The organism is Leifsonia sp. AG29, assembly GCF_009765225.1.
GTDB lineage: Bacteria > Actinomycetota > Actinomycetes > Actinomycetales > Microbacteriaceae > Leifsonia.
Window position 1 is genome coordinate 435124 of the sequence record NZ_VMSF01000001.1, and the last position, 26959, is coordinate 462082.

Consider the following 26959-nt stretch of genomic DNA (forward strand, 5'->3'; position numbering starts at 1 on the left):
GGCGCGTCGCTACTCCGCGTGCCGGTGCCGCTCGATCGCCGCGCGCGCTGTGGCGACGGCGTCTTCGGGCGGGATGCCGCGGGCGACGGCGAGTCCGACCAGATAGGTCGTGAGCGGCCCGGCGGGCCGCATCACGCCGTGCGCGGCGTCTCGCGTCAGGTCGAGCAGCAGACCCGTGGGGACGCCCGCCGGGTCGAGGCCGAGCGCGCTCGCCAGCTCCGCGACCCAGGCGTCGAGGTCTTCGGGGGTATCGGTCATCCTCCGATACTGACCGCTGGCGGCACCGGGGGCAAGGCCGCCCGCGGGCCGACGAGCATCACGCTCAGCGTGTCCCCGACGAAGACGTGCTCGACCTCTTCCGGGACGACCGCGAGGCCGTCGGCCGCGGCGAGCGAGTGCACGCGATGCGAGCCCGCGCCCGCGCCGAACACGCGTCGCGCCTCCCCGCCCTCGACCACGATCGGGACCAGCTGGAGGCGCCCCCTCCTGCTCTGCCACGACTCGGCTGAGCGCAGCTCGACCCTCGCCCGGTCGATCCCGGCGTGGCCGCCCAGCCGGCGGAGCGCGGGCCGCACGAACAGCTCGAACGAGACCGCGACGCCGACCGGGTTGCCGGGGAGGCAGAGCAGCAGTGCGCCGGACGGGTCGACGCCGAACCCCTGCGGTTTGCCGGGCTGCATCGCCACCTCGTCGAACCGGACGGAGGAGCGTCCGAGCACGGCCCGGACCACATCGAGGGCTCCGACGCTCGCCCCTCCCGAGAGGACGATCACGTCGGCCTGAGCGCGCCCCAGCGCTGCCCGGAGGAGGTCGGGGTCATCCGGGACGACCTCGCTGCTCACGACGTCGGCGCCCGCCTCGAGGATCGCGGCGCCGAGCAGGACGGAGTTCGATTCGGGGATCTGGCCGCGGCGCAGCGCGGAGGCGGGAGGGACCAACTCCGATCCCGTGGAGATGACGGCGACACGGGGCCGGCGGTGCACGCGGACGCTCTCACGTCCGGCCGAGGCGATGGCGGACAGCTGCCAGGGTCCGAGTTCCGTGCCGGTATCGGCGACGAGTGCGCCCGCCGGGGCGTCGTCTCCCGCCCGACGGATGTGAGCGCCCGGCGCGGGGGCCCGGGTGACGACGATCCATTGCGGCGGCTCGGGCGTCGCGGGGGCGCCGAGGTCGGTGTGCTCCAGCGGGACGACCGCGTCGGCGTCGCTGGGCAGGGGTGCGCCGGTCATGATGCGGGCGGCCTCGCCCGGCCCGAGCCGGGGATCGCGGGCGGAGCCCGCCGGGACGTCGGCGACGACTCGCAGCCGGACGCCCTCGCGGGCATCGGCGGCGACCACGGCATAGCCGTCCATCCCGGAGTTGTCGAAGACCGGGACCGGCCAGCGGGTGTGCACGCGCTCGCCCACGACCCGGCCGGCCGCCAGGGCCAGCGGGACGGTCTCGGGCGGCAGCGGCCGCGCCTCGTCCAGGATGCGGGCGCGGTGCTCGTCGACCGGGATCATGTCGCCACCGTACCTGCCGCCGTTCCCTCCCGCTTCCGGGTCGGGAGGTATAGCCTCGCGACATGGGCCGCATCACGGCGAGGAAGCCGATCACGAAGATCACCCTCGGCATGGGCGTCCGGCACCGCGCGGACACCCTGGCGGTCGAGGAACCCCTCGAGCTCCGGGTCGGCGGACGTCCGCTCGCCGTCACGATGCGGACACCCGGCCACGACGTCGAGCTGGCCGCCGGGTTCCTGGTCTCGGAGGGGATCATCTCGCGGGCGGACGAGTTCCGCTCGGCGATCCACTGCGGCGGACCGGGCACAGGAGGCGCGGAGAACACGTACAACGTGCTCGACGTCACGCTGGCGGCGGGTGTCGCCCCTCCCGACCCGGACATCGCGCGGGCCTTCTACACGACGAGCTCGTGCGGCGTGTGCGGCAAGGCCAGCATCGAGGCGGTGGAGACGGTCTCGTCGTACGACGTGCGACACGATGACCTCGCGGTCGACGCCGAGTTGCTGGCCGGCCTCCCCGACCGGCTGCGCGAGAAGCAGGAGGTCTTCGAGAAGACCGGCGGCCTCCACGCGGCCGCACTGTTCGACGGCGCCTCGGGAGAGCTGCTCGTGCTCAGGGAGGATGTTGGCCGCCACAACGCCGTCGACAAGGTCGTCGGCTGGGCCGTGCTGAACGACCGCCTCCCGCTGACCGGGACGATCCTCCAGGTGTCCGGACGCGCGAGCTTCGAACTGGTCCAGAAGGCGACCATGGCCGGGATCCCGCTGCTCGCGGCGGTCTCCGCCCCCTCCTCGCTCGCCGTGGAGCTCGCCGAGGCCGCCGGTCTCACCCTCGTCGGCTTCCTGCGGGGCGCCTCCATGAACGTGTACTCCGAGCCCCGGCGCGTCCTCGTGCCCGCGGGCGCGATCGCCGACCCCGAACTGATGGGAGCAGCCCGTGGTTAGTCTCGATGCCCAGCCCGGAGGGGGCGCGGCCCCGCATGGAGGCTCCGCCTTCGGCCTGCTGCCCGACGAACCGCGACAGGGCGGCTTCGGCCCGCGCGTCGACGGCAAATGGTCGAGCAAGCGCTACCATCACTCGGCCGCCGGCTGGGGTGCCGCGAAAGCAGTGGGAGGCGTGCTCGCCAAGGAGCGCGAGCCGATCGCCGGGACGCGCTCGATGTTCACGATGAACCACCCCGTCCGCGGTTTCGACTGCCCGGGCTGCGCGTGGCCCGACGACAAGGGCGTCACCCTCGACATCTGTGAGAACGGCATCAAGCACGTCACCTGGGAGATGACACGCAAGCGGGTCGGCGCGGACTTCTTCGCCGAGCACACCGTGTCCGAGCTCTCCAGCTGGACCGACTTCGACCTCGAGGACCAGGGCCGCCTCACCGAGCCGCTCGTCTACGACGCCGACACGGACCGCTACATCCCGATCGAGTGGCAGGACGCGTTCGACCTGATCGGGAGGGAGCTCCGCGCGCTCGAGAGCCCCGATCAGGCGAGCTTCTACACCTCCGGCCGGCTGAGCAACGAGGCGTCGTTCCTGTACCAGCTCATGGTGCGCGAGTTCGGGACGAACAACCTGCCCGACTGCTCGAACATGTGCCACGAGGCGTCCGGGCGCGCGCTGACCGCCTCCCTCGCCACCGGGAAGGGCACGGCCGATCTCGAGGACTGGGACGCGTGCGACGCGCTGTTCGTGCTCGGCGTGAACGCCGCCTCCAACGCGCCCCGCATGCTGACCACGCTCGCACAGGCGATCGACCGCGGCGCGCAGGTGGTGCACGTCAACCCGCTGATCGAGGCGGGCGCGACGCGGACCATCGTTCCGCACGAGTTCGTCGACATGGCCCTGAACAAGTCGACGCCGACGAGCACCCTCAACCTGCAGGTGCGACCCGGGGGAGACCTCGCCCTCGTGCGCGGCATGGCGAAGGCGCTCTTCGAGGCGGCGGAGAGCAACCCGTCGCTGCTCGACACGGCCTTCCTCGAGAAGTACACGACGGGCGTGGACGAGTACCGCGAGATCGCGCAGCGCACCTCCTGGGAGGAGCTGGTCGAGCAGTCGGGTCTGAGCGAGGCCGACATCCGCGGCGCATCGAAGATCTACCAGGAGGCCGAGCGCACGGTCTTCAGCTGGTGCCTCGGCGTCAGCCAGCACGAGCACGGCGTCGACACCGTGCGCGAGATCGTCAACCTGCTCCTCCTGCGGGGGAACGTCGGCAAGAAGGGCGCCGGGCCGTCGCCGGTCCGCGGCCACAGCAACGTGCAGGGCAACCGGACGTGCGGCATCGACCACAACCCGAAGGAGCCGTTCCTCCAGAAGCTGGACGCCGAGTTCGGCATCACGTCGCCGCGCGGGCGCGGCCTCGACACGGTGCACACCGTCGCGGCGATGCACGCCGGGAAGGTGAAGGCGTTCATCGGCATGGGAGGCAACTTCGTGCGCGCCGCGCCGGACACCCCGTTCACCGCGGCCGGCCTCCGGCAGTGCAACCTCACCGTGCACGTCAGCACGAAGCTCAACCGCAGCCACCTCGTGCACGGCCGGGTCGCACTGATCCTCCCGTGCATCGGGCGGACCGAGCGCGACGAGCAGGCGTCGGGGCTGCAGGGCACCTCCACCGAGGACGCCATGAGCTCCGTGCAGTTCACGATGGGCGTGCGCCGGCCGGCCTCGCCGCTGCTGCGCTCGGAGCCGGCGATCATCGCGGGCATCGCGCGGGCGCTCCTCCCCGAGAGCAAGACCCCGTGGGAGGAGCTGGTCGCCGACTACGACCGCATCCGCGACATCATGGCGCGCGTCCTCCCCGGGTTCGAGGGGTACAACGAGCTCGTCCGGCAGCCGTACGGGTTCCGGATCCCGCAGCCCGCGCGTGAGCGCGATTTCAAGACGCCGTCCGGCAACGCCGAGTTCTCGCACGCGCCCCTGCCGAACGTGATCCCCGAGGACGCCGACGTGCTCGTCCTGCAGACAATGCGGTCGCACGACCAGTGGAACACCACGATCTACTCGGCCGACGACCGGTACCGCGGGCTCAAGCGGATCCGCGAGATGGTGCTCATGAACAAGCGCGACATGCGCGACCGCGGACTCCGCGAGGGCGACCTCGTCGACATCGTCGCCACCTCGCGCGACGGGTCCGAGCGGTCGGTGCGGCAGTTCCGGGCGCTGGAGTACAACCTCCCGCGGGGGAGCGCGGCCGGGTACATGCCCGAGCTGAACGTGCTCATCGGCGCGAACGACTACAGCAGTCAGAGCGACCAGCCGCTGATGAAGGACATCCGCGTGCGCGTGACCCGGTCGGCGGGGGCTGGGGCATAGCGGGCGGTCTCGCGCGGCGGCCTCGTTGGTACCTCCCTCGAGGTGCTCGTAGATGCTGTCGCGCCCGGCGTGTCGGCAGCATCTACGAGCACCTCGAGGGCCCGGAGGAGGGACCACCAGCGCGCCCGGGCGACTCAGCCCTCCCAGCCGAGGCGCGCCGCGTCCTCCCACGTGTCGACGTCGTCGCAGCTGCCCGCCGGCACGAGCACCGGCTCCCACCGGAGCTGCGCCAGCACGGAACGCATGCTGCGGCCGGCGGCGGAACCATCGGCGAGGACCGCCTCCAGTGCCTCCCGCCGGTAGAGCGCGGCCAGGGGCTGCGGCTGGTCGCCGTCCGGGTGCGCGATGAGCGCATCAGCGGTCGTTGGGCCTGTCTCCGCGGCCAGGAGGAGCGGCCCGGCCGCCTCCCCGACACCCGGCATGTCGCAACCGAGCACCAGCACGCGGTCGGCGCCTCCGGACAGCGCCGCCAGCCCCGCGGCGATGCCCGCGACCGGGCCGCCGAAAGCGGGGAACTCCCGGCACAAGACGGCGTCGGCGGGGAGCGCCTCCCGGCCGGTCTCGCCCACGATCGCGAGCCGTCGGGCACCCGCTGCCGCAACGAGCGCCCGCGTCAGAAGGGTCTGCCCCTCCCGGGTGAGCTCCGCCTTCGGGGTGCCCCCGAGCCGGCTCGAGCGGCCGCCGGCGAGGACGATCGCGTCGAAGGCGATGGGCGTCATGCCCTCAGCGAAGCGGCTCCGCGCCTTAACCGCAAGGGCCTGCCGGGCGTTCGCATTGGACACGTTGTACATTCCGGCACGTGACCATCCGTCGTAGCGCACGTAGTGTCTGTAGCGAGGACCTGTCCGGTCGTCTGAGAAAGAGGAGAGACATGAGCTACGCCGTCATCAACCCCGCCACCGGCGAGACGGTCAAGACCTATGACACCATCAGCGACGCCGACCTCGACGCGGCTATCGCGGCAGCCGACGACGCCTACCGCACCTGGTCGAAGACGACCACGGTGGAGGAGCGCGGTGCACTGGTGCGCCGCGTGGGCGAGCTCCACATCGAGCGGCGCCAGGAGCTGGCCGAGATCATCGTGCGCGAGATGGGCAAGCCCGTCGAGCAGGCGCTCGGTGAGGTCGACTTCGCGGGCGCCATCTACGAGTACTACGCCGACAACGCGGCCGAGTTCCTGAAGGACGAGCCGATCACGCTGCTCGACGGAGAGGGCTCCGCGGTCGTGCGGCGCTCCGCGCTCGGCGTCCTGCTCGGCGTCATGCCCTGGAACTTCCCGTATTACCAGGTCGCCCGGTTCGCCGGACCGAACCTCGTCATCGGCAACACGATCCTCCTGAAGCACGCGGAGCAGTGCCCGGAGTCGGCCGCCGCGATCGAGCGGATGTTCCTTGACGCCGGCTTCCCGAAGGGCGCCTACGTCAACATCTACGCGTCGCACGACCAGATCGAGAAGGTCATCGCCGACCCGCGCGTGCAGGGCGTCTCGCTCACCGGCTCGGAGCGGGCGGGCGCGAAGGTCGCCGAGATCGCCGGACGCAACCTCAAGAAGGTCGTGCTCGAGCTGGGCGGGTCCGACCCGTTCATCCTGCTGTCCACCGACGACCTCGACGCGGCGGTGCAGAACGCGGTCGATGCCCGTCTCGACAACAGCGGCCAGTCCTGCAACGCGGCCAAGCGCTTCGTCGTCATCGACGACCTGTACGACTCGTTCCTCTCGAAGTTCACCGAGAAGCTCGCCGCCGTCGAGGCCAGCGACCCGAGCAGCGCCGACTCCGCGCTCGGACCGCTGTCGTCGCTGAAGGCCGCCGAGAACCTCGACGAGCAGGTCAAGCGCGCGGTCGAGCACGGCGCCACGCTGGTCCGCGGCGGCGGCCGGAACGGCGCCTTCTTCGAGACGACCGTGCTGACCGACGTGACCCCGGACAACCCCGCCTCCAAGGAGGAGTTCTTCGGCCCGGTGGCGCAGGTGTTCCGCGCGAAGGACGAGGCCGACGCGGTCCGCATCGCCAACGACACGCCCTTCGGCCTCGGCTCGTACCTGTACACGACCGACCCGGAGCAGGCCAGCCGCGTCGCCGACCAGATCGAGGCGGGCATGGTGTTCGTCAACGTCGTCCTGGCCGACGGCGCCGAACTGCCGTTCGGTGGCGTGAAGCGCTCCGGCTCCGGGCGCGAGCTCGGCCGTTTCGGCGCCGACGAGTTCGTCAACAAGAAGCTCATCCGCATCGGCGGCTGACGCCCCCGCCTCCCGCCTCCCGCGGGCTGCGCCCCTCGCGGCGCGCCGCCCCGCCATCGAGTCCCCTGAGAATGCGCCCGACACGCCGTCGAACGCGCACTCTTGGGGGACTCGATGGTGGGAGGGGGGGCGACGGGAGGCAGGTCGGACGGCAGCCGAGCGCGGGGCGATGGGGGTCTGTCGGCGCTGGCCCAGCAGGGCGTAGGGTTCTCGCACGCCATCGCGTCGGAGCGACGGCCGCGACTAGGGAGCACCATGAAACGCAGAACGCTCGTCTCTTCCACCATCGCCCTCGCCGGCGCCGCCGCGCTCGCGCTGGCCGCCTCCATGCCGGCGACCGCGGCGACACCCAGCGCCGCCACGCCCGACACCAGCGGGGTGTACACCGTCCACCCGATCGTCGAGAAGGCGAAGCTGTCGGTCGCCGCACTGACCCCCGCCTTCACGCCCGCCGACTGCCTGGCGCAGACCGGAGGCGCCGTCGCCTGCCAGACGCCGCAGAGCATTCGGGCGGCGTACGACATCCCGTCGACAATCAACGGTGCGCCGGCCGGGACGGGCCAGACGATCGTCATCGTCGACGCTTTCGGGAGCCCGACGGTCGCCTCCGACCTGGCGACATTCTCGCAGTCGTTCGGGCTGCCCGCGCCGCACCTCACCGTCTACTACCCGGGCGGCAAGCCGACCTGGAACGGCCGCGGCACGCAGACCGGCTGGGCCGAGGAGACATCGCTCGACGTGCAGTGGGCCCACGCGGTCGCGCCCGGGGCGAACATCGCGCTCGTCGTGGCGGCGAACGATCACGGCGCCTCCCTCGACAACGCCGTGAAGTACGCGGTCGACAACCACCTCGGCAACGTCCTGTCGATGAGCTACGGGGAGGCGGACAACCTGATCGCCTCGCCGAACGCCAACAACGGCCAGACGACGCAGGCGCAGAAGGCGTTCGCCAAGGGAGCGGCGCAGAACATGTCGCTCTTCGCCTCCTCGGGCGACGCCGGTTCGGACAACGGCGCCGGGTACGCGAACTTCGGCTTCCCAGCCTCGGACGCGAACGTGACGGCCGTCGGCGGCACGAACCTCTGGGCCGGGAGCGGGCTGGCCCAGCCGCACGACACCGTGTGGGGGGACTACGCGAACTGCCCCCTCACCTGCGCGTTCGGCGTGATCGGTGAGACGGGGGGCGCGCCCAGCCAGTTCCTCCCGAAGGGCGGCTCCGACGTCGCCTACAACGCCAGCGTCTACACGGGTGTCCTGACCTACCTCGGGTTCCTCGGCGGCGCCGACAACGGCTTCTACTACTTCGGCGGAACCTCCGCCGGGTCGCCGCAGTGGGCCGCGCTCACCGCCGACGTCATCCAGGCCGTCGGACACCCGGTCGGGAACGTCAGCGGATACGCCTCCGGGTGGGCCTCGAAGGGGTTGCTCTTCGACGTCACGCAGGGCAGCAACACGACGCCGACGTTCGGCGGCGGCTACTCGGCGGCGGCGGGCTGGGACCGGCCCACCGGCTGGGGGACGCCCGACGTGGCAGGGATCATCGCCGCGCTGAAGTGACGCGGGAGGCGGGCCGCCTCGGGCGCGCCCGCCTCCTCCCTGCCGCTTCGCCCCCGTCTGCGTCCCTCCGTCGAGTCCCCGAAGAGTGCAGGCGACACGCCGTGCGCTGCGTACTCTCGGGGGACTCGATGGTGGGGGCGCTCCGTTCCTCCGTCGAGTCCCCGAAGAGTGCAGGCGACACGCCGTGTGCTGCGTACTCTTCGGGGACTTGGTGGGCGCGAGGCACGACCGACAGGAGGCGCGGCATGGCCACCACGGCGCGGCACCGCCACCCCGGGTACCGTGGGCGCGTGCAGACCTTCCTGCCCTACCCCGACTTCGGGCGCAGCGTGCGCGTGCTCGACCGCGCGCGCCTCGGCAAGCAACGCGTGGAGGCGCTGCAGGTGCTCCGCGCGATCACGGTGCCCGGCTACGGCTGGCGCAACCACCCGGTGGCGAAAATGTGGCGCGGATACCTCCCGGCGCTGACGAAATACGCGCTCGAATCCGCCGACGCCTGGATCGAGCTCGGCCACGCCGACACGGTCCGGCCCCAGGTCCTGGCATTCGCACCCGAGGTCGTGCACGTCGCCCAGGAGGAGCTGGAGCTTCCGCCGTGGATCGGCGACCCCGAGTTCCACCGCAGCCACCAGTCCAACCTCGTGCGCAAGGACCCGGAGTTCTACGGGCCGCTGTTCCCGGGCGTTCCCGACGACCTGCCGTATGTGTGGCCGGGTGCGACGCGGGAGGCGGACGGCCCCGCCCGCTAAGCCCGGGCCGCCCGCTGAGGCCGGCCCGCCCTCAGTGCGCGACCGCAGGCTCCGGCTCGGCCGCCGCGCCCGTGTCCCCGGGCCCCGCCACGACAGCCGCCGTCGCCACCCGCCGCCGGTACAGCAGCCCGGTCAGCACCGCACCGAAGGCGAAGAACCCGGCTCCCCACCAATAGGCGGTCGCGTAGCTGTGCACCGCCGCCTCCGCGAGCACCTGCGGGCTCGGGGGAAGGTGGGAGGCGACGTAGTCGGTGGCAGCGGTGGCCGCGAGCGTGTTCAGGAGGGCCGTGCCGATCGAGCCTCCGACCTGCTGGCTCGTGTTGACCATGGCGGAGGCGACGCCCGCATACTGCCGGTCCACGCCGAGGGTCGCGGTCTGGATCGCCGCGGGCATGATCGACCCCATGCCGGTGCCGAGGATCATGAGCGGCGGCAGCAGATCGACCGCATAGTTGGCGTGGACGCCGAGGTGGGTCAGGTAGACCATTCCGCCGGCCGCGATCGTCATGCCGATCGGCACCATGACCTTCGGGCCGAACTGCGGCACGAAGATGTTCGTCGACAGCTGCGCCGCGAGCACGAGCATGACGATCATGGGGAGGAAGCCGAGGCCGGTCTGGATGGGCGTGAACCGCAACGTTGTCTGCAGGTAGTACGTCACGAACAGGAAGATGCCGAACATGCCCGCGCCCGCGATCAGAACGGCGCTGTACGACGCGCCCCGATTGCGGTGCAGCACGATGTGGAGGGGCAGCAGCGGGTGGGAGGCGCGGCGCTGCCAGAGCACGAACGCCACGAGGAGGACGCCGGCCGCGGCGAGGAAGCCCCAGCACGACGGCGAGTCCCAGCCGTCCGACTCGGCGTTCGAGAACCCGTACACCAGCGAGAACAGCGCTGCCGACACGAGGATCGTGCCCGGCACGTCGAGCTTCGGGCGCGGCCCGGTGCGCGGGACCGAGCTGACGAACACCATCGCCCCGGCGACCGCGATGAGCGCGATGACGACGTTGATGTAGAGGTTCCACCTCCAGTCGAGCTTCTCGGTGAGGAGGCCGCCGAGCAGGAGCCCGACCGCGCCTCCCGCGCCGGCGATGGCCCCGAAGATGCCGAACGCACGCGCCCGCTCCTTGGGCACCGTGAAGGTGGTGGTCAGCACCGCGAGGGCGGTCGGCGCGAGCAGCGCACCGAACGCACCCTGCAGGGCGCGCGCGCCGACGAGCATGCCGAACGTGCCCGCTGCGCCACCCAATGCCGACGCACCCGCGAAGCCGATGAGGCCGATGATGAAGGCGCGTTTGCGCCCGATGAGGTCGGAGAGGCGGCCACCGAAGAGAAGGAGGCTGCCGAAGGCGAGGGAGTAGGCGGTGACGATCCACTGGCGGTCCGCGTTCGTGAAGCCGAGGTCGGCCTGCGCGGAGGGAAGCGCGATGTTGACGACGGTCGAGTCGAGCACGACCATCAGCTGCGCCAGCGCGACCGTCACGAGCGTCCACCAGCGGCGCGACGACGGAGCGGCGGTTGCGGGCGCGGCAGCCGGGAGGGAGGGAGAGGTGGGGGACATGGACGTCAGCATATACGAAACGGAGCAGTTTCGGATCTAAATTGTTCAGGAATTCATCTAGACTGTCGGTGATGGACACGTCAGCCCCCGCACCGAAGCTCGGGCGCAAGAGGGATCACACCCGCGACCCGGAGATCCTCGCCGCTGCCCTCGACGTCCTCGCCGAAGTCGGCTACGACGGCATGACGATGGACATGGTCGCCGCGCGCGCGAAGGCCGGCAAGGCCACCGTCTACCGGCGCTGGCCATCGAAGGCCGAGCTCGTGGTCGAGGCCGTCGCCTGCCTGAAGAAGGTGGACGCCGACCCCGCCTCCCTCCCCGACACCGGCACCCTCCGCGGTGACCTCGTGGCGATGATGAAGCCCCACACGATCGACGACGCCGAGAAGAAGCTGAAGGTGATGGCCGGGCTCGTCTCGATGCTCGCGCAGAACCCCGGGCTCTCGGAGGCCGTCAATGCGGCGATCGTCGAGCCGCGCGCCGCCGTGAACCGGCTGCTGCTCCAGCGAGCGGTCGACCGCGGCGAGATCCCCGCCGACACGGACATCGACCAGCTCGCGCTCCTGGCGCCCTCGATGGCGGCCTACCGGTCGCTGGTGCTCCGCAAGCCGGTCGACCGGGAGTTCCTGCTCGGCGTGCTCGACGACATCCTGCTGCCCGCGGTCGGAATCCGCCGAGAGGTCGCGGCCCAGCCCTGAGCGGGCTAGCATCCACCCCGTGACCTCGCTGAGCGGACCATCCCCGTATTTCGCCTTCCCCGGCACAGCCCGGGAGGCGCTCTCCTTCTACCAGAGCGTGTTCGGAGGCGATGTGCGGCTGAACACGTACGCCGAGTTCGGCCGCACCGACGGCCCCGGCGACGCGGTCGCGCACGGCATGCTCGTCGGCGACGTGCCGCTCTTCGCCGCCGATGCCGCCGAGGGCGAGGCGTCTTTCAGGGCCGAGGGGCTCCTCCTCTCTCTACTCGGGGCGGACGAGCCCGCCGTGCTGCGGGCCTGGTTCGATGGGCTCTCGGCGGGCGGCACCATCGTCGATCCCCTGCAGGAGCGGCCGTGGGGCGACTGGGACGGCCAGGTGAAGGACCGTTACGGCGTCACGTGGCTGATCGGCTTCGAGGGCTCGGCGCTGTAGCGCCGGCCACCGGCCACCGGCCACCGGCCACCGCCCGGCTCGGGCGTGGCGGAGGGAGGAGACTTCGCTGGGCCGCGACCGAATCGGCGGTGAACGGAGGATGGGGTGGCCGTTGCTGGCCGAATCGTCCTCCGTTGCACATGGAAGGTGCCGTCCCTCCAAGCGTCAGCCGGCGTCGCCCAGCCCCGCCCGCGCATAGCCCACCAGCGCGTTCGCGTGACCGTGGCCCATGCCGTGCTCGGTCTTGAGCCAGCCGACGACCTCCATGTGCGTCGCGCCCGTGTCGAGCTGCGCGACGACGAGGCCGAGCCATTCCTGCACCGTGCGGCCATAGGTCTTCTCGATGCTCGGGAAGTACGAGGCCGGGCCCTGGACCTTCTGACCCGGGGCGATATCGGGCGCGATGACGGGATGCTCGGACATGCCCGAATCCTACCGACCGCGATGTCACCGGCTGCGGATAGTCTCCATCCATCGATCGCCGAGGAGGCGCTGATGCACGACACCACCTGCCACATGTCGATCTCGCTCGACGGCTTCGTCGCCGGGCCCGAGCAGAGCCTCGAGAACGGTTTGGGCCTGCGCGGCCAGGAGCTGCACCGCTGGCACATGGGCGACCCGCGCGCGACCGAGGCTGACGCGACGGCCGCCGGCTGGCTGATGCGGCCGCGCGGCGCGTACGTGATGGGGCGGAACATGTTCGGGCCGATCCGCGGCGAGTGGGACGAGCCGTGGGACGGCTGGTGGGGGCTCGAGCCGCCCTATCACGCGCCCGTTTTCGTGCTCACCCACTTCGCCCATGACCCGATCGAGATGGAGGGAGGGACCACCTTCCACTTCGTGACCGACGGCTTCGACGCTGCCTACGCGCGGGCGGTCGAGACCGCCGACGGGCGCGGCATCGACATCGCTGGCGGCGCCTCCACCGTACGTCAGGCGCTCAACGCGGGCGTCATCGACGAGCTCACGCTCGACATCGCGCCCGTGCTCCTCGGCGCCGGCGAGCGCATGTTCGACGACGTCACCGCGTTCGACTTCGAGCCGGTCGAGGTGCTCCACTCGCCGCTCTCGACCCACATCCGGTACCGGCGCACCGGCACCTGATCCCGCGCGACTACCCGCGAGCGGCTTCCGCCTCCTCGGGCGCCCGCCGCAGCACCAGGAACCGCGCACCGTACGGGCCGATCCGCAGCGGGAAGCTCGCCAGGTTGTCGACCGTTGCGAACTCGCTGTCGTCGTCCGCGTCGATGACGGTCGCGCCGAGCGGCAGCGCCTCCGACCGCACGGTCCCGTCGACCTCGGCGCCCGTCATGTTGAGCACGGTCAGCTGCACGGTCGGCAGCCCCTGGTCGTCGAGCTCGTCGAGCTCATGCACGAGCACGAGCATCCCGGGGTGCGCGACATCGGGCACGTCGATCTGGCGCCCGCTCGCGATGCCGTACCGCGAGCGCAGCTCCAGCAGCCGTCGCAGCCGGCTGGCGAACGATTCCGGGTCGCGCAGCTGATCGGGCAGGATCCCGTACAGCGAGCGTGCCCGCGGCATACCCGACGCCGACCGCTCCGCGTCGGGGGCCACCCCGAGCAGATCGTGGGCGCCGCGCTCCACCCACCGGGTGTCGCCGTCGGCGATCAGGTCCGCGACCTCGTCGCGCGGGAGCGTCAGGGCCCCGAGCAGGTCCCATCCCGAGAGCGCGAACACTCCCGGCTGCCACGCGTTGAACGCCGCGAGCAGGAGGTGCGCGTCCCGGATCGCGGGCACGTCCTCCGCGGTGATCGAGTCGAGCGTCGTGTGCCCCTGGGTCGCCGCGATGAGGGAGGCGGTGGTGCAGGCAATCCCATTGGTCGTGAACACGAGGTTGTAGTCAGCCGCGTCGCCGGTGAGCGCAGCGGTCAGGTCGCCGCGGATGATCTCGGCGAGCTCGCCCCCGGTCACCTCCTGGTAGCGGAACGGGTAGAGATCGTCCTTGTGGAGGGTCGCCCAGTGCACGAGCTCGTAGGTGAGCTCGTCGTGGTTCTGCATGCCGTGCACCAGGCTCACCGGCTCGACGCCGGTCTCGAGGGAGGTGCGCAGCGTCAGCCGCAGGAACTCGGTGTCGCCGGTTGCGAGGGCGTGGTGGTAGGCGGGGCGGTTGATGAAGTCGTACGACAGGTCGGCGCCGACGGCTCCGGTGTCGCGGATGTCCTCCACCGTGAGGTTGAGCTCCTGGAACGTGAAGCCGCCCACCTTGCGCACCATGCCCGCGATGACGTGGTTCGCGGCGTGCGACAGCGGGTGGCCCTCCGACCAGGCGGGCATTCCCTCCACGCTCTTCTCCACGCCGAGGAAACCGTTCGCGTCGAGCCGCAGCGCACTCGTGCCGAGGTCGCCTAGCGAGTGCAGTGCGTCGCCGATCACGAGCCGCATGCCCGAGAAGGTCGGGTCGAGCCAGTTGACCGAGGGCTGTCCCTCCTTGAAGTAGTGGAGGTACACCCAGCGGCGCGTGACGCCGTCGACGCCGAGCACCGGCGCGGTGACGCTCCAGTTGGTCTCCTTCACGCCGGGCGAGTAGAAGATGACGCGCTGGAGCTCCCCGATGATGTAGCCGCGGTCGGCGAGCGAGGCCTCGGTGGCGGGGTCGAGGTTCACCGAGTCACGCCCCTCGGGCACGTCCGGCAGGAGGTGCCACTCCTCCGGCGGGATCTCGACCATGTGGTAGATGCCGGGGTAGTCCTTGTACGCCATCTCGGCGAGGCGGAAGTCCGCCCCCTTGCCGGTGTGGCCGGGGACGATGTCGTCGATGACGCTGCCGCCGTGCTCCTCGGCCACGTCGGTCAGGCGCCGGAAGGTCTCCTCGTCGCCGAACGCGGGGTCGATCTGCGTGCCGATTCGGTCGAAGTGGCCGTCGCCGCTGGGGGTCTGCTGCCAGCCGCGGATGCCGCCGGCCCGCTTGACCGGGCCCGTGTGGAGGCCGTTGATGCCGATCTGCTCGAAGACCGTCCACAGCTCGGGGTCGGCGAGGGAGGTGAGAAACGACTCGTTCGGACGCGTGATCAGCGAGATCGGGTAGGCGGTGAACCACACGTCCGAGATCGAGACGGCGCGGCGAGCGTCGGGACGCGCGTACGGGTGGCGCCACATGCTCGGCGAGCCCGAGAGCTGACGGCTCAGCACGTCGGCGTCCTTCAGCATCGACTGGCGGACCAGCCATTCGATGTAGGCGGGGTTCTGCCCGTTCGCGGCGCGAGGGTCGGCGAAGCTGCGACGCAGCGTGCCGCTGCGCAGGTTCGCGCGCGGGCGCAGGCGCCTGGGCCGCGCCGGGTACAGCTGCTCGTCGTAGGTGATCTCCGTCGCCTCCGGCTCCACCGGAGTCTCCGGCTCGACCGGGGCCTCCGGCTCGACCGGGGCCTCCGGCTCGGCAATGCTGGCCGTCTCGACCGGCTCGTCCTCCACGTGTTCTCCTTCCGCCGCTGTGAACGGTAGTCCCGTGCGGGCCGATCCGGTGCATCCTGCGCCGACTCCGGCGTACCGTTCAGCCAGGAAGGAGTCTCGCATGCCGACGTCTGCCGCACAGACGGTCGAGGTCGACGGCCGTCGCCTCCGGGTCAGCAACCTCGACAAGGTGCTCTACCCCGAGACCGGCACCACGAAGGCCGACGTCATCGCCTACTACCTGGCCATCGCACCGGCCCTCATCCCGTACGCCGCGAACCGCGCCCTCACGCGCAAGCGCTGGCCGAACGGCGTCGGCACCGAAGAGGAGCCGCTGCCCGCCTTCTTCGAGAAGGACCTCGGCAACGGCGTGCCCGATTGGGTGCAGCGGCGGACCATCGAGCACTCGTCCGGGCCGAAGCAGTACCCGCTGGTCGAGGACCGAGCGACGCTGGCATGGCTGGCCCAGGCGGCGGCGCTCGAGCTGCACGTGCCGCAGTGGCAGTTCGCCCGGTCGGGAGGCGCGCGCAACCCGGACCGCATGGTGCTCGACTTCGACCCGGGACCCGGCGTGGATCTGCCGACGACGGCGGGTGTCGCGCTGCTCGCGAAGGACATCCTGGAGGGAATGGGCCTGACGCCCTTCCCGGTCACCTCGGGCTCGAAGGGCATCCACGTGTACGCGGCGCTCGACGGGTCGCTCACCAGCGACCAGGTGTCGGCGGTCGCGCACGAGCTCGCCCGCGCTCTGGAGGCGGACAACCCGGACCTGATCGTGTCGGACATGAAGAAGTCCCTCCGCGAGGGCCGGGTGCTCATCGACTGGTCGCAGAACAACGGCAAGAAGACCACGATCGCGCCGTATTCGCTGCGTGGGAGGCCCCATCCGACCGTTGCCGCGCCGCGCACCTGGGAGGAGCTGCGCGAGCCCGGCCTCGCGCACCTCCTGTACTCGGAGGTGCTCGAGCGGTACGAGAGCATCGGCGACCCGCTCGCGCCCCTCCTGCGCTCGCGCGACGCCGGCCTCGAGCCGACGCCCGAGCACATGGCGAGGTTCGTCTCGACGCCGGAGGCGCAGGACCGGCTCGCGAAGTACCGCTCGATGCGCGATGCGGCGAAGACGCCGGAGCCCGTCCCCGACGACCTCGGACTCCCTGGATCCGGGCGCTCGTTCGTCATTCAGGAGCACCACGCCCGGCGCCTCCACTACGACTTCCGGCTCGAGCACGACGGAGTGCTGGTCTCGTGGGCGATTCCGAAGGGCCCGCCGACCGACCCCAAGGTGAATCACCTCGCGGTGCCGACGGAGGACCACCCGCTCGAGTACGGCACGTTCGAGGGCGAGATCCCGAAGGGCGAGTACGGCGGCGGCCTCGTCAAGATCTGGGACGCCGGCGAGTACGACGTCGAGAAGTGGAGGGACGGCAAAGAGGTCATCGCGGTCCTGCACGGGCGCCCGGACGGCGGGCTCGGCGGCGAGCCGCGGAGGTTCGCGCTGATCCACACGGGTCAGGCGGGAGACGAGAAGAACTGGATGATCCACCTCATGGTGGACAAGGCGCACGCGGCGGCGACGGCGGCGCAGCCCGAGCCGGCCCCGATGGGCGTGATGCTTACGAAGAGCGCCACCCGCCTCCCCGGCGCGGGCGCCCTGCCGGGAGGGACCCGCTACGAGCCGAGGTGGGACGGCGTCCGCATGGTCGTCACCGCCGCAGAAGACGGTGCCGTGCAGTTGTGGTCGGCGCAGCAGGAGGCGCTGACCGCCTCCTTCCCCGAACTCGTCGAGGCCGCGGACGGCCAGGTCCCGCCCGGCTGCTCTGTCGACGGCGTGGCCGTCCGCTGGGCCGGTGAGCGCCTCGACCCAGACTCGCTCGAGCGGCGGTTGACGGCCCCGGCGAAGACCGTCCGCCGCCTCGCCGACGAGGAACCCGCGAACTACGTCGCTTTCGACCTCCTCACGGTGGCCGGCACGGACCTCCGTGACCGGCCCTACTCGGTGCGCCGACAACTGCTCGAGGAGCTCGCGAAGGGCTGGACGCCTCCACTCTCGCTCTCGCCGTCCACCGACGACCCTGAGGTTGCGAAGGGCTGGAGGCGCGATCTGGCCCCGGCCGGCATCGACGGCGTCGTCGCGAAGGGCGCCGACCAGGCGTACGAGGCTGGTCGGCGGGAGTGGGTCGAAGTCCGAAGTCAGACCGGCGGGCGCACCGGGTGATGCCGCCCGCGCGACGCAGAAACCCGGCTCAGCCGACCGCGTCGAGCGACAGCAGGACGAGACCCTGCGGGAACAGCACGGGCGGCCGCAGACCCGCCGTGGCGAGGGCCAGCCCGCTGAGCTCCAGCGGCTCGTGCTCCCACGGCAGTGGCGACTGCCCGGGCCGGTCCTGCCGGTTCTCCGGCGCGAGAACCGAAACGGCGTAGACCCGTTCCGGGTCGAGCCCCGGGATGCGGACCGGCGCGACCGGGTGGCTCGCGCTCGAGGTGACCTGCGTGATCGTGACGAGGGCGCGCGCTCCGTCCGGCGCGACCACGCCCCGCACGTCGAGGGCCGGGTCGGCGACGTCGGAGTGGAGGGGGCGACCGGCGGCGATGAGCTCCCGCACCTCCTTGTACCGCTCGACCCAGGCGGCGATGCGGTCGAGAGCCGGCCGGTCGAGCCGGGTGAGGTCCCACTCGATGCCGAAGTGGCCGAACAGGGCGACGCCCGCGCTCAGCTCGAGCGACACCGTGCGGCCGGTCGAGTGGACGACCGGGCTCGTGAGGTGCGCGCCCATCAGCTCAGGAGGCACGACCAGGCCCGTGTATTTCTGGATGGTCAGTCGCTCGAGCGGGTCGAGGCAGTCGCTCGTCCAGATGCGGTCGGTGTGCTCCAGGATGCCGAGGTCGACGCGCGCGCCTCCCGAAGCGCAGGTCTCGATCTCGAGTCCGGGGTGCCGTTCCTTGAGGGAGGCGAGCAGCCGGTAGAGCGCGAGGACGCCGTCGTGCACACGGGCGCGGCCGCCGGGTCCGTCGCCAGGCTCCGTCACATCGCGGTTGTGGTCCCACTTGAGGTAGGCGATGTCGTACTCCTGGAGGAGCGCCTCCAGTCGCTGCTCGATGTACGCGTAGGCGTCGGGATTGGCGAGGTCGAGCACGTACTGCTGTCTGCCCGCGACGGGGAGGTCGTTCCGTCCGCGCAGGAGCCAGTCGGGGTGCTCGCGGGCGAGGTCGCTGTCGAGGTTCACCATCTCGGGCTCGACCCAGAGGCCGAACTCCATGCCCAGCTCGTGCACCCGGTCGACGATCGGGTGCAGGCCGTCGGGCCACACGGTGGTGTCGACGAACCAGTCGCCGAGTCCGGCGGTGTCGCCGCGGCGGCCCGAGAACCAGCCGTCGTCGAGCACGTAGCGCTCGACGCCGACGGAGGCGCCGGCCTCGGCGAGCTCGATGAGTCGGCTCAGGTCGTGGTCGAAGTAGACGGCCTCCCAGGTGTTCAGCGTCACAGGGCGGGGTCGCGACGGGTGACCGGGTCGGCTCCGGAGCTCCCGGTGGAACCGTCCCGACAGCTCGTCGAGCCCGTCGCCCCACGAGCCGATGACCCAGGGCGTCGTGTAGGCGCCTCCCGCCGCCAGCGTGCCCTCACCGGGGAGGAGGAGCTCGCCGCCCGCGAGGAACGAGTCGCCGGTCGTCGTCCGCTCGGCGAGGACCCGGTGGTTGCCGCTCCAGGCCACGTGGATCGCGTGCACCAGTCCGCGCTCGAAGCCGAAGGCGCGGACGCCGGCGGCGAGCAGGAGAGTCGAGTCGGCACCCGGGCGGCCGCGGCGGCTCTCCCGGAGGTGCGTGCCGTAGGTGAAGTCGCGGCGCTGCGGGAACCGCTCGCGGAGGTGGTGCCCGGTGGTGTCGAGGATCTCGGCCGTGTCGGTCGGCACCGGGAACGCGAGGAGGAGGTCGTCGAGCACGAACGGCGTCTCGGCGGTGTTGTGAAGCGTGGCGCGCTGCTTCAGGAGGCCCGCGTCGGTGACCTCGAGCTCCACGGTGACCGAGATCCCCGCCTCCGTGTCGGCTCCGTTCACGGTGACCGAGCTGCCACGCGCCTCCATTGCCGTCGTCGAGAAGAGCAGGTCGAAACCGCGGCCGTCCGGGCGGTGCCCGGCGATGCCGGGGGTGGCGCTCCACCCGGTCGCGTCCGTCGCGAGCAGAGAGAGCTGAGGAGTGCGGTCGAGACCGCCCGACACGCGCTGCGGACGCGCGGCCAGCGCGACAGCGGCAGCGTCCGCGGCGGCGAGTTCGGCACCCCAATAGACGATCCCCGGCAGCCCGGTGTCGCGCGCCTCGAGGATGAGGCTCGTGCCGCCGTTGCGGAGGTGGACGGTGTCGGGCGCGGGGGCCGTGCCGGCGTGCTGATCGCTTCGTCGCATTGAATACTTTTAGCTTGAAAGAAATAGGATTGTCAAGAACGGGCGCCCCGCGCGCCAGGCGCGGGCGGGCGCCGTGCCAGGATGATGCCCGATCGAGAGGAGGCGCCATGAAGCCGCAAGAGCTCCGCGCCGAGCTCGCCCGCGCCGTCCTTATGCACGGGCCGATCTCGCGGACCGAGCTCGCAGACCGCCTCCAGCTGTCGCAGCCCTCCCTGACCCGCTTGAGCAAGCCCTACCTCGACGCGGGCCTGTTCATCGAGCTCGACGCCCAGCCGGACGGGAGCGTCGGCCGGCCCACCCGACCGCTCGACATCCGGCGCGACGCCGCCCGCATCGTCGGCGTCAAGCTGACCGGCGAGGCCGCGATCGGCGTGCTCACCGACCTGCGCGCCGACGTGCTGTCGGTTCAGGAGCGCCCCCTCCCGTCGCACGAGGTGGCCGAAGTCGTCGCCGAAGTCGCCGCGCTCGTGTCGGCGCTCGCCGCCGGAGGGGAGCGCCCGGCGGGCCTCGGCGTCACCGTGGGCGGTCGCGTCGCGCGTGACCGGCTGGTGACCCGCGCACCCTTCCTGGGCTGGAGGGACGTCGAGCTGGCCGATCTCCTCGAAGAGGCCACGGGCATTCCGACGGTCGTCGAGAACGACGTGGTCGGTCTCACCGAAGCGGAGCACTGGTTCGGCCTCGCAAGGGGTCTCGCCGACTTCTCGCTCATCACGATCGGCGTCGGCGTCGGCTACGGTCTCGTCGTGCACGACCGCGTGGTCTCGACCCCCGACACGGGCCTCGGGCTCGGCGGCCACATCCCGCTCGATCCCGCTGGGCCACGGTGTTTCGAGGGTCATCCTGGGTGCACCACGGCGATGCTGAGCATCCCCAGCATCGAGGCGCAGGCTGCGGCCGCTCTCGGCCGCAGCACTCCCTACGAGGAGGTGCTCGAACTGGCCCACGATGACGGGTCGCCGGTCGCCCCTATCGTCCACCGCGCGGCGTGGGCGCTCGGCCGGCTCATGGGGCTGAGCGCGAACCTGACGATGCAGCCGGTCATCGTGCTCTCGGGCGATGGCATCGCCCTGTGGGAGCACGAGAGCGAGCGGGTGCTCGCCTCCCTCCGCGCCGATCGCGACCCCGAGGCGCTTCCGGTGGAGGTGCGGGTCGACACCTCCGGCTTCGAGGCGTGGTCGCGGGGTGCGGCCGCGCTCGCCATCCAGTCGTACCTCGGTGCCCGGAGCACGGGCGCGATGCTTCACACGGCGTAACCCGGCCTGGCCGGCCCGACCCACGGCCCCTATTCTTCCTCGCACCCGGTCGTGAGCCGGGTCCGGAGAGATGGGGGTCACGATGTCCGACCACGAGAGCGAGCACGGCCCGGCGCCGATCGTCGTCGGAGTCGTCAGCCTCCTGCTCGCCGCGGCGGCCGTGGCGAGCCTCTTGACGGCCTCGGCTGCGACGCCCGGCGTGACGGCCACGGCCGCACTGCTGCTCCTCGGAGCCGGCTACGGCGTCGCGGTGTCCGTCGTCTCGCTGGTGCGCCGGGGCCGGTCAGCGTCGGACGCGGTAAGCGAGGAGAGCGCGGCGGAGTAGCGGTCGCGGGCGACGGCCACGAGCTCCCACTCCGGTTCGCGCCCCGCGCGGAGGAGCGGCTCCGTGACGAGGTCCGCCCCCGACTTGTGCACCAGATCCTGGAAGTAGCCCGGCGCGAGCAGGTAGCTCGCGGCGACGACACGCGCGCCGCCCGACGACGAGGCGCTCCGGGCGACCGCCGTGGGGAGGTTCGGCTCGGCGGCGCTCAGGAAGCCGACCGTCACGGACCGCCCGGCCGTCTGGCACAACAGCAGCCCCGCCTCCCGCCCGTCGTCCACGCCGTCCGCGTCGCTCGACCCGGCGACGGCCAGCACGATGCTGTCCGCGGGAGTCGCGCCCGCCTCCAGGATCCGCCGCCGGAGGAGGGCGCCGAGCCGGACGTCGGGCCCGAGCGCACCCGCGACGACGACGCGGTCGCCGAAGGGCGCGACGGCTTCCGGGATGTCGTGCCCGAGGTGATACCCGCGGCTGAGCAGGAGCGGCAGGACGATGACGGAGGCGTCCGCCGGCAGGGCGCCCAGCGCCTCCGCCAGGTCGGGCTGCTGCACGTCGACGAACGCGTGCGCCGCCAGGTCGGCGCCGATCTGCCCGTGGACGGCGGCCGCGAAGTCGGCGACGGCGCGCTGGCCCACGGGGTCGGACGTCCCGTGCGAGACGGTCAGGAGCGCGATCATGGCCCCAGGATGCCGCATCGGGCGCGCCCGGTTTCCACATTGCGTCCATTTATTACCGGCCGCCTTCCGTCGCGCACTGCGTTCGTCCTAGGTTCGCTTCCCGATCCGCCTCGCCGCGGACGACCCGCCTCCGGGCGGAGGAAGGACCACCCGTGACGATCTCCGAGCAGGACCGGCCGGCAGCCCCGGCCCGCCCCCGCCGCACCGATGCGCGCCCCAACGGCCAGTGGGCCGTCGACGGCCGCGCGCCGCTCAACGCCAACGAGGCGTGGAAGCAGGAGGACGGCGGCCTCGCCGTCCGCGAGCGGATCGAGAACGTCTACGCGGCGGGCGGGTTCGCCTCCATCAACCCCACCGACCTGCACGGCCGGTTCCGCTGGTGGGGCCTCTACACGCAGCGGAAGCCCGGGATCGACGGCGGCAAGACGGCAACGCTCGAGCCGCACGAGCTCGAGGACGAGTACTTCATGCTCCGCGTCCGCATCGACGGCGGCCAGCTGACGACCGAGCAGCTGCGGGTCATCGCCGGCATCTCGACCGAGTTCGGGCGCGACACGGCCGACCTGACCGACCGGCAGAACATCCAGCTGCACTGGATCCGCGTCGAGGACGTGCCCGAGATCTGGCGCCGGCTGGAGGCGGTCGGGCTCAGCACGACCGAGGCCTGCGGCGACGTGCCGCGCGTCATCCTCGGCTCGCCCGTCGCGGGGATCGCGGCCGACGAGCTGATCGACCCGACCCCGCTCATCGACGAGATCGCCGACCGCTTCCTCGGCGACCCCGAGCTCGCGAACCTCCCGCGCAAGTTCAAGACCGCCATCAGCGGGCACCCCAGCCAGGACGTCGCCCACGAGATCAACGACGTCTCGTTCGTCGTCGTGGAGCATCCCGAGCTGGGCGTCGGGTTCGACCTCTGGGTCGGCGGCGGCCTCTCGACGGCGCCGCGCCTGGCCGAGCGCCTCGGCGCCTTCGTGCCCGCCGAGCGGGTGCCCGAGGTGTGGCACGGCGTGGTGCAGATCTTCCGCGACTACGGCTACCGGCGCCTCCGCAACAAGGCGCGCCTCAAGTTCCTGCTCGCCGACTGGGGCACCGCGAAGTTCCGGGAGGTGCTCGAGACCGAGTACCTCGACGCCCCGCTCCCCGATGGGCCCGCTCCCGCGGCACCCAAGACCGTGGGAGACCACGTGGGCGTCCACCGCCAGAAGGACGGCCGCTACTTCATCGGCGTCACGCCGTTCGTCGGCCGTGTCTCGGGGAGCACCCTCGCCGCGCTCGCCGACCTGCTCGAGCGCCACGGCTCCTCCCGGCTGCGCACCACGCCGCACCAGAAGATCCTCGCGCTCGACATCCCGGAGGAGGAGGTCGAGCAGGTCGTCGCCGAGCTCGACGCCCTCGGGCTGTCGGCGCGGCCGAGCGTGTTCCGCCGCGGCACCATCGCCTGCACCGGCATCGAATTCTGCAAGCTCGCGATCGTCGAGACGAAGGTGACCGCGACGACGGCTGTCCGGGAGCTGGAGAAGCGACTGGAGGGACTGGACCTGCCGGCTCCGCTGAGCCTCCACGTCAACGGCTGCCCGAACTCGTGCGCCCGGATCCAGACGGCCGACATCGGGCTGAAGGGCCAGCTCCTCCCGGACGGGAACGGCGGCCAGGTGCCAGGGTTCCAGGTCCACCTCGGCGGCGGCCTCGCCTCCCGCAACCGCGACGAGGCGGGACTCGGCCGCACCGTCCGCGGCCTCAAGGTCTCCGCCGACGGCATCGCCGACTACGTCGAGCGCATCGTGACCCGCTATCTCGCCGACAAGGCGGAGGACGAGACCTTCGCCCAGTGGGCGCACCGAGCAGATGAGGAGGCGCTGGCATGACCGCCACGAACCTGGGCAGCACGACCGTCCGCCCCGACGGGCTGCGCCCGGCCGACGAGCTGCGCGACATCGCCCGCCGCGGCGCGCGCGAGCTCGAGAGGGCGACCGCGGAGGAGATCGTCGCCTGGGTCGCCGATGAGTTCGCGGTCGAGCGGACAGCGGTGGCGTGCTCGATGGCCGACGCGGTCCTCCCGCACCTGGTCTCCACGGCCTTGCCGGGCGTCGACGTGCTCTTCCTCGACACCGGTTACCACTTCGTAGAGACGTACGCGACGCGCGACGAGGTCGCCCGTTCCCTCGACGTGACGGTCGTCGACGTGCTGCCCCGGCAGACCGTCGCCGAACAGGATGCCGAGTTCGGCGCGGAGCTCTTCGCGCGCGACCCCAACCTCTGCTGCGCCCGTCGCAAGGTCGAGCCGTTGCAGCGCGCGCTCGCGGGCTACGAGCTGTGGTTCACAGGCGTTCGCCGGGAGGAGGCGCCCACGCGCGCCGAGACTCCCGTCATCGCCTGGGACGAGAAGAACGGCCTCGTGAAGGTCAACCCGCTCGCCGCCTGGACGTTCGACGAGTTGCTCGACTACGCGACCGCCAAGGCCGTCCCCCTGAACCTCCTCCTGTCGAACGGGTACCCCTCGATCGGCTGCGAGCCGTGCACGAAGCCGGTCGCGCCGGGCGAGGACCCGCGATCCGGCCGGTGGGCCGGGCTCGCCAAGACGGAATGCGGGCTCCACCTGTGAGCGCCGCGACGACCGGGACACTGACCCTGATCGATCAGCTCGAGAGCGAGTCGATCCACATCATCCGCGAGGTGGTCGCCGAGTTCGAGCGGCCGGTCCTCCTCTTCTCCGGCGGCAAGGACTCCGTCGTCGTGCTCCACCTCGCCGCGAAGGCGTTCTGGCCGGCGCGCATCCCGTTCTCGCTCCTCCACGTCGACACGGGCCATAACTTCCCGGAGGTGCTCGCCTTCCGCGACGCGACCGCCGAGCGTTTCGGCATCCCGCTCGCGGTCGCCAGCGTTCAGGACTACATCGACGACGGGCGTCTGACCGAGCGTGCGGACGGCACTCGCAACCCGTTGCAGACCGTCCCGCTCCTCGACGCGATCGAAGCGGGTCGTCACGACGCGGTCTTCGGCGGCGCGCGCCGCGACGAGGACAAGGCCCGCGCGAAGGAACGCATCCTCTCCCTGCGCGACGGCTTCGGACAGTGGGACCCGCGCAACCAGCGCCCCGAGCTGTGGAGCCTCTACAACGGGAGGCACACCCCGGGCCAGCACGTCCGCGCCTTCCCGATCAGCAACTGGACCGAACTCGACGTCTGGCGCTACATCGAGCGCGAGGGCATCGAGCTGCCGCCGCTGTACTACGCCCACGAGCGCGACGTCTATGCCCGCGATGGTATGTGGCGCGCCGTGACCCCGGTCTCGCTGCCCGACGAGGCCGAGACCGTCGAGCGGCGGCTCGTGCGCTACCGCACCGTCGGCGACATGAGCTGCACCGGCGCGGTCGAGTCGGACGCTGTCGACGTCGCCGCCGTGGTGCGCGAGGTCGCCGCCTCCACCCTCAGCGAACGCGGCGCAACCCGTGCCGACGACCGCATCTCGGAGGCCGCCATGGAAGACCGGAAACGACAGGGATACTTCTGATGACACTCCAGCTCGACGACGTCCTGCGTCCGTCCGCCCCCGCCGCGACGCGCGGAACGCTCTTCCGGTTCGCCACGGCCGGCTCCGTCGACGATGGCAAGTCGACGCTGGTCGGCCGGCTGCTGCACGACTCGAAGGCGATCCTCGCCGACCACCTCGCCGCCGTGGAGCGCACCTCCCGTGAGCGCGGCTTCGGCGGTGAGCGCGGCGGTCTCGACCTGGCGCTCCTGACCGACGGGCTCCGTGCGGAGCGCGAGCAGGGCATCACGATCGATGTCGCGTACCGCTACTTCGCCACCGATGCCCGGTCGTTCATCCTCGCCGACTGCCCGGGCCACGTGCAGTACACGCGCAACATGGTCACGGGCGCGACCACCGCCGACGCAGTCGTGCTGCTCGTCGACGCCCGCAACGGCGTCCTGGAGCAGACCCGGCGTCACCTCGCGGTGATCAGCCTGCTCCGGGTGCCGCACGTCATCGTCGCGATCAACAAGGTCGACCTCATCGGCTTCGACGAGGCCCGGGTGAGCCAGGTCGCGGCGGAGCTGGCCGAGGTGGCCCTCGGTCTCGGCATCGGCGACCTGCACGTCATCCCGGTCTGCGCCGTAGACGGCGACAACGTGGCTGCGCGGTCCGAGCGCACGCCCTGGTACACCGGGCCGGCTCTTCTGGAACTGCTCGAGTCCCTCCCGACCGGCGATCAGGCCGAAGCCGTCACGGAGGAGCTGCGCCTCCCCGTCCAGCTGGTCCTCCGGCCGCAGGGCGCCCTGGCACCCGGCCTCGACGCCGACGAGTATCGCGACTACCGCTCGGCCGCGGGCCGTATCGCCTCCGGCACGATCGCCGTCGGCGACCGCGTGAGCGTCCACCCGGGAGGCGCGACCAGCGTCGTGACGCGCATCGACGTCGCGGGCCGGAGCGTCGCCTCGGCGGTCGCGCCCCAGTCCGTGGCGGTGAGCCTCGCTGACGGCCTCGACCTGGCCCGCGGCGCCCTCATCGGCGCGCCGGGGACCCTCCCGGAGCCGCGCTCCGCGATCACCGCCGAGGTCTTCTGGCTCGACGCTGCGGGCATCGCCGTGGGCGCACGCCTTCTGCTCAAGTGGGGGACCGCGACCGTCCAGGCGCGCCTGACCGGCATCGCCGGCCGGCGCGACCTCACCACGCTGGAGGTGGTGCCCGCCGACGCCCTCGAGGTGAACGACATCGGCCACGTCTCCCTCCAGCTCGCCGAGGCCCTCCCGGTCGAGCCGTACGCCGTCAACCGGCAGACCGGCGCGTTCCTCCTCATCGACCCCCAGTCCGGCGCGACCCTCGCGGCCGGGATCGTCTCCGTCTGAAAG

Annotated in this window: 23 protein-coding genes; 15 read left to right on the top strand and 8 right to left on the bottom strand. The window is 71.7% G+C overall.

Going from position 1 to position 26959, the window contains the following annotated elements:
• Nucleotides 1-9 precede the first annotated feature (9 nt).
• Nucleotides 10-258, bottom strand: coding sequence for a DUF6457 domain-containing protein (locus FPT20_RS02215; RefSeq protein ID WP_158862136.1), 249 nt, complete (start codon nt 256-258; stop codon nt 10-12).
• A complete protein-coding gene (locus tag FPT20_RS02220) occupies nt 255-1502 on the bottom strand; it encodes a molybdopterin molybdotransferase MoeA (RefSeq protein WP_158862138.1) in 1248 nt (415 codons plus the stop codon). The genes FPT20_RS02215 and FPT20_RS02220 overlap by 4 nt, the downstream gene beginning before the upstream one ends.
• Nucleotides 1503-1564: 62 nt before the next feature.
• On the opposite strand from FPT20_RS02220, the gene fdhD reads away from it, so the two are divergent.
• A complete protein-coding gene (gene fdhD, locus FPT20_RS02225; protein ID WP_158862140.1) occupies nt 1565-2446 on the top strand; it encodes a formate dehydrogenase accessory sulfurtransferase FdhD in 882 nt (293 codons plus the stop codon).
• Entirely contained in the window at nt 2439-4814 is a 2376-nt protein-coding gene (locus tag FPT20_RS02230) for an FdhF/YdeP family oxidoreductase (RefSeq protein WP_199245643.1), read from the top strand. Before fdhD ends, FPT20_RS02230 begins: the two co-directional genes overlap by 8 nt.
• Before the next feature lie 134 nt (nt 4815-4948).
• Here the strand turns inward: FPT20_RS02230 and mobA are convergent, their stop codons facing one another.
• Complete coding sequence (mobA, locus tag FPT20_RS02235; protein ID WP_233265353.1) at nt 4949-5533, bottom strand: molybdenum cofactor guanylyltransferase; 585 nt, start codon at nt 5531-5533, stop codon at nt 4949-4951.
• 152 nt (nt 5534-5685) lie between these two features.
• On the opposite strand from mobA, the gene FPT20_RS02240 reads away from it, so the two are divergent.
• From FPT20_RS02240 to FPT20_RS02250, 3 genes are all read left to right on the top strand, one after another.
• A complete protein-coding gene (locus FPT20_RS02240; RefSeq protein WP_158862142.1) occupies nt 5686-7053 on the top strand; it encodes an NAD-dependent succinate-semialdehyde dehydrogenase in 1368 nt (455 codons plus the stop codon).
• Between the two features lie 255 nt (nt 7054-7308).
• Nucleotides 7309-8610: a S53 family peptidase gene (locus FPT20_RS02245; RefSeq protein ID WP_158862144.1), complete on the top strand. Its 1302-nt coding sequence runs from the start codon at nt 7309-7311 to the stop codon at nt 8608-8610.
• 245 nt (nt 8611-8855) lie between these two features.
• The gene (locus tag FPT20_RS02250) at nt 8856-9359 is read left to right on the top strand and encodes an MSMEG_6728 family protein (protein ID WP_158862146.1); all 504 of its coding nucleotides are present in this window, start codon (nt 8856-8858) and stop codon (nt 9357-9359) included.
• Between the two features lie 31 nt (nt 9360-9390).
• On the opposite strand, the gene FPT20_RS02255 is transcribed toward FPT20_RS02250, so the two are convergent.
• Complete coding sequence (locus tag FPT20_RS02255) at nt 9391-10920, bottom strand: MFS transporter (RefSeq protein WP_158862148.1); 1530 nt, start codon at nt 10918-10920, stop codon at nt 9391-9393.
• Between the two features lie 71 nt (nt 10921-10991).
• Between FPT20_RS02255 and FPT20_RS02260 the strand changes: the two genes are divergently transcribed.
• Complete coding sequence (locus FPT20_RS02260) at nt 10992-11618, top strand: TetR/AcrR family transcriptional regulator (protein WP_158862150.1); 627 nt, start codon at nt 10992-10994, stop codon at nt 11616-11618.
• Between the two features lie 28 nt (nt 11619-11646).
• Complete coding sequence (locus tag FPT20_RS02265; RefSeq protein ID WP_158867753.1) at nt 11647-12051, top strand: VOC family protein; 405 nt, start codon at nt 11647-11649, stop codon at nt 12049-12051.
• Nucleotides 12052-12216: 165 nt separating this feature from the next.
• On the opposite strand, the gene FPT20_RS02270 is transcribed toward FPT20_RS02265, so the two are convergent.
• Complete coding sequence (locus FPT20_RS02270) at nt 12217-12474, bottom strand: DUF4287 domain-containing protein (RefSeq protein ID WP_158862152.1); 258 nt, start codon at nt 12472-12474, stop codon at nt 12217-12219.
• 72 nt (nt 12475-12546) lie between these two features.
• Here FPT20_RS02270 and FPT20_RS02275 point away from each other — a divergent pair, with 72 nt between their 5' ends.
• Nucleotides 12547-13155 carry a dihydrofolate reductase family protein gene (locus FPT20_RS02275; protein ID WP_158862154.1) on the top strand — a complete coding sequence of 203 codons (609 nt, stop codon included), beginning with the start codon at nt 12547-12549 and terminating at the stop codon, nt 13153-13155.
• A 10-nt stretch (nt 13156-13165) separates the two neighbouring features.
• Here FPT20_RS02275 and treS read toward each other — a convergent pair whose 3' ends face one another.
• Nucleotides 13166-15481, bottom strand: coding sequence for a maltose alpha-D-glucosyltransferase (treS, locus tag FPT20_RS02280; RefSeq protein ID WP_442786466.1), 2316 nt, complete (start codon nt 15479-15481; stop codon nt 13166-13168).
• A 100-nt stretch (nt 15482-15581) separates the two neighbouring features.
• Here treS and ligD point away from each other — a divergent pair, with 100 nt between their 5' ends.
• Nucleotides 15582-17675, top strand: a complete 2094-nt coding sequence (gene ligD / locus FPT20_RS02285; protein WP_158862156.1) for a non-homologous end-joining DNA ligase — start codon at nt 15582-15584, stop codon at nt 17673-17675.
• 28 nt (nt 17676-17703) lie between these two features.
• Here the strand turns inward: ligD and FPT20_RS02290 are convergent, their stop codons facing one another.
• Nucleotides 17704-19857 (bottom strand): alpha-galactosidase, encoded by a 2154-nt coding sequence (locus FPT20_RS02290; protein ID WP_158862158.1) that lies wholly within the window; start codon nt 19855-19857, stop codon nt 17704-17706.
• 107 nt (nt 19858-19964) lie between these two features.
• Here FPT20_RS02290 and FPT20_RS02295 point away from each other — a divergent pair, with 107 nt between their 5' ends.
• Both FPT20_RS02295 and FPT20_RS02300 read left to right on the top strand, forming a co-directional pair.
• Nucleotides 19965-21110 carry an ROK family transcriptional regulator gene (locus FPT20_RS02295; protein WP_158862160.1) on the top strand — a complete coding sequence of 382 codons (1146 nt, stop codon included), beginning with the start codon at nt 19965-19967 and terminating at the stop codon, nt 21108-21110.
• Between the two features lie 82 nt (nt 21111-21192).
• Nucleotides 21193-21435 carry a hypothetical protein gene (locus FPT20_RS02300; RefSeq protein ID WP_158862162.1) on the top strand — a complete coding sequence of 81 codons (243 nt, stop codon included), beginning with the start codon at nt 21193-21195 and terminating at the stop codon, nt 21433-21435.
• Here FPT20_RS02300 and FPT20_RS02305 read toward each other — a convergent pair.
• Entirely contained in the window at nt 21348-22109 is a 762-nt protein-coding gene (locus FPT20_RS02305) for a sirohydrochlorin chelatase (RefSeq protein ID WP_158862164.1), read from the bottom strand. The two genes, FPT20_RS02300 and FPT20_RS02305, sit on opposite strands and share 88 nt — an antisense overlap.
• 152 nt (nt 22110-22261) lie before the next feature.
• Between FPT20_RS02305 and FPT20_RS02310 the strand changes: the two genes are divergently transcribed.
• Genes FPT20_RS02310 through FPT20_RS02325 form a run of 4 tightly spaced genes read left to right on the top strand, consistent with a single transcriptional unit; the run spans nt 22262 to nt 26956 of the window.
• Nucleotides 22262-23974 carry a nitrite/sulfite reductase gene (locus FPT20_RS02310; protein WP_158862166.1) on the top strand — a complete coding sequence of 571 codons (1713 nt, stop codon included), beginning with the start codon at nt 22262-22264 and terminating at the stop codon, nt 23972-23974.
• Nucleotides 23971-24711 (top strand): phosphoadenylyl-sulfate reductase, encoded by a 741-nt coding sequence (locus FPT20_RS02315; RefSeq protein WP_158862176.1) that lies wholly within the window; start codon nt 23971-23973, stop codon nt 24709-24711. Before FPT20_RS02310 ends, FPT20_RS02315 begins: the two co-directional genes overlap by 4 nt.
• On the top strand, nt 24693-25619 hold the full coding sequence (gene cysD / locus FPT20_RS02320; protein ID WP_158862178.1) for a sulfate adenylyltransferase subunit CysD: 927 nt from the start codon (nt 24693-24695) through the stop codon (nt 25617-25619). Before FPT20_RS02315 ends, cysD begins: the two co-directional genes overlap by 19 nt.
• On the top strand, nt 25619-26956 hold the full coding sequence (locus FPT20_RS02325; protein ID WP_158862180.1) for a sulfate adenylyltransferase subunit 1: 1338 nt from the start codon (nt 25619-25621) through the stop codon (nt 26954-26956). Before cysD ends, FPT20_RS02325 begins: the two co-directional genes overlap by 1 nt.
• Nucleotides 26957-26959 lie beyond the last annotated feature (3 nt).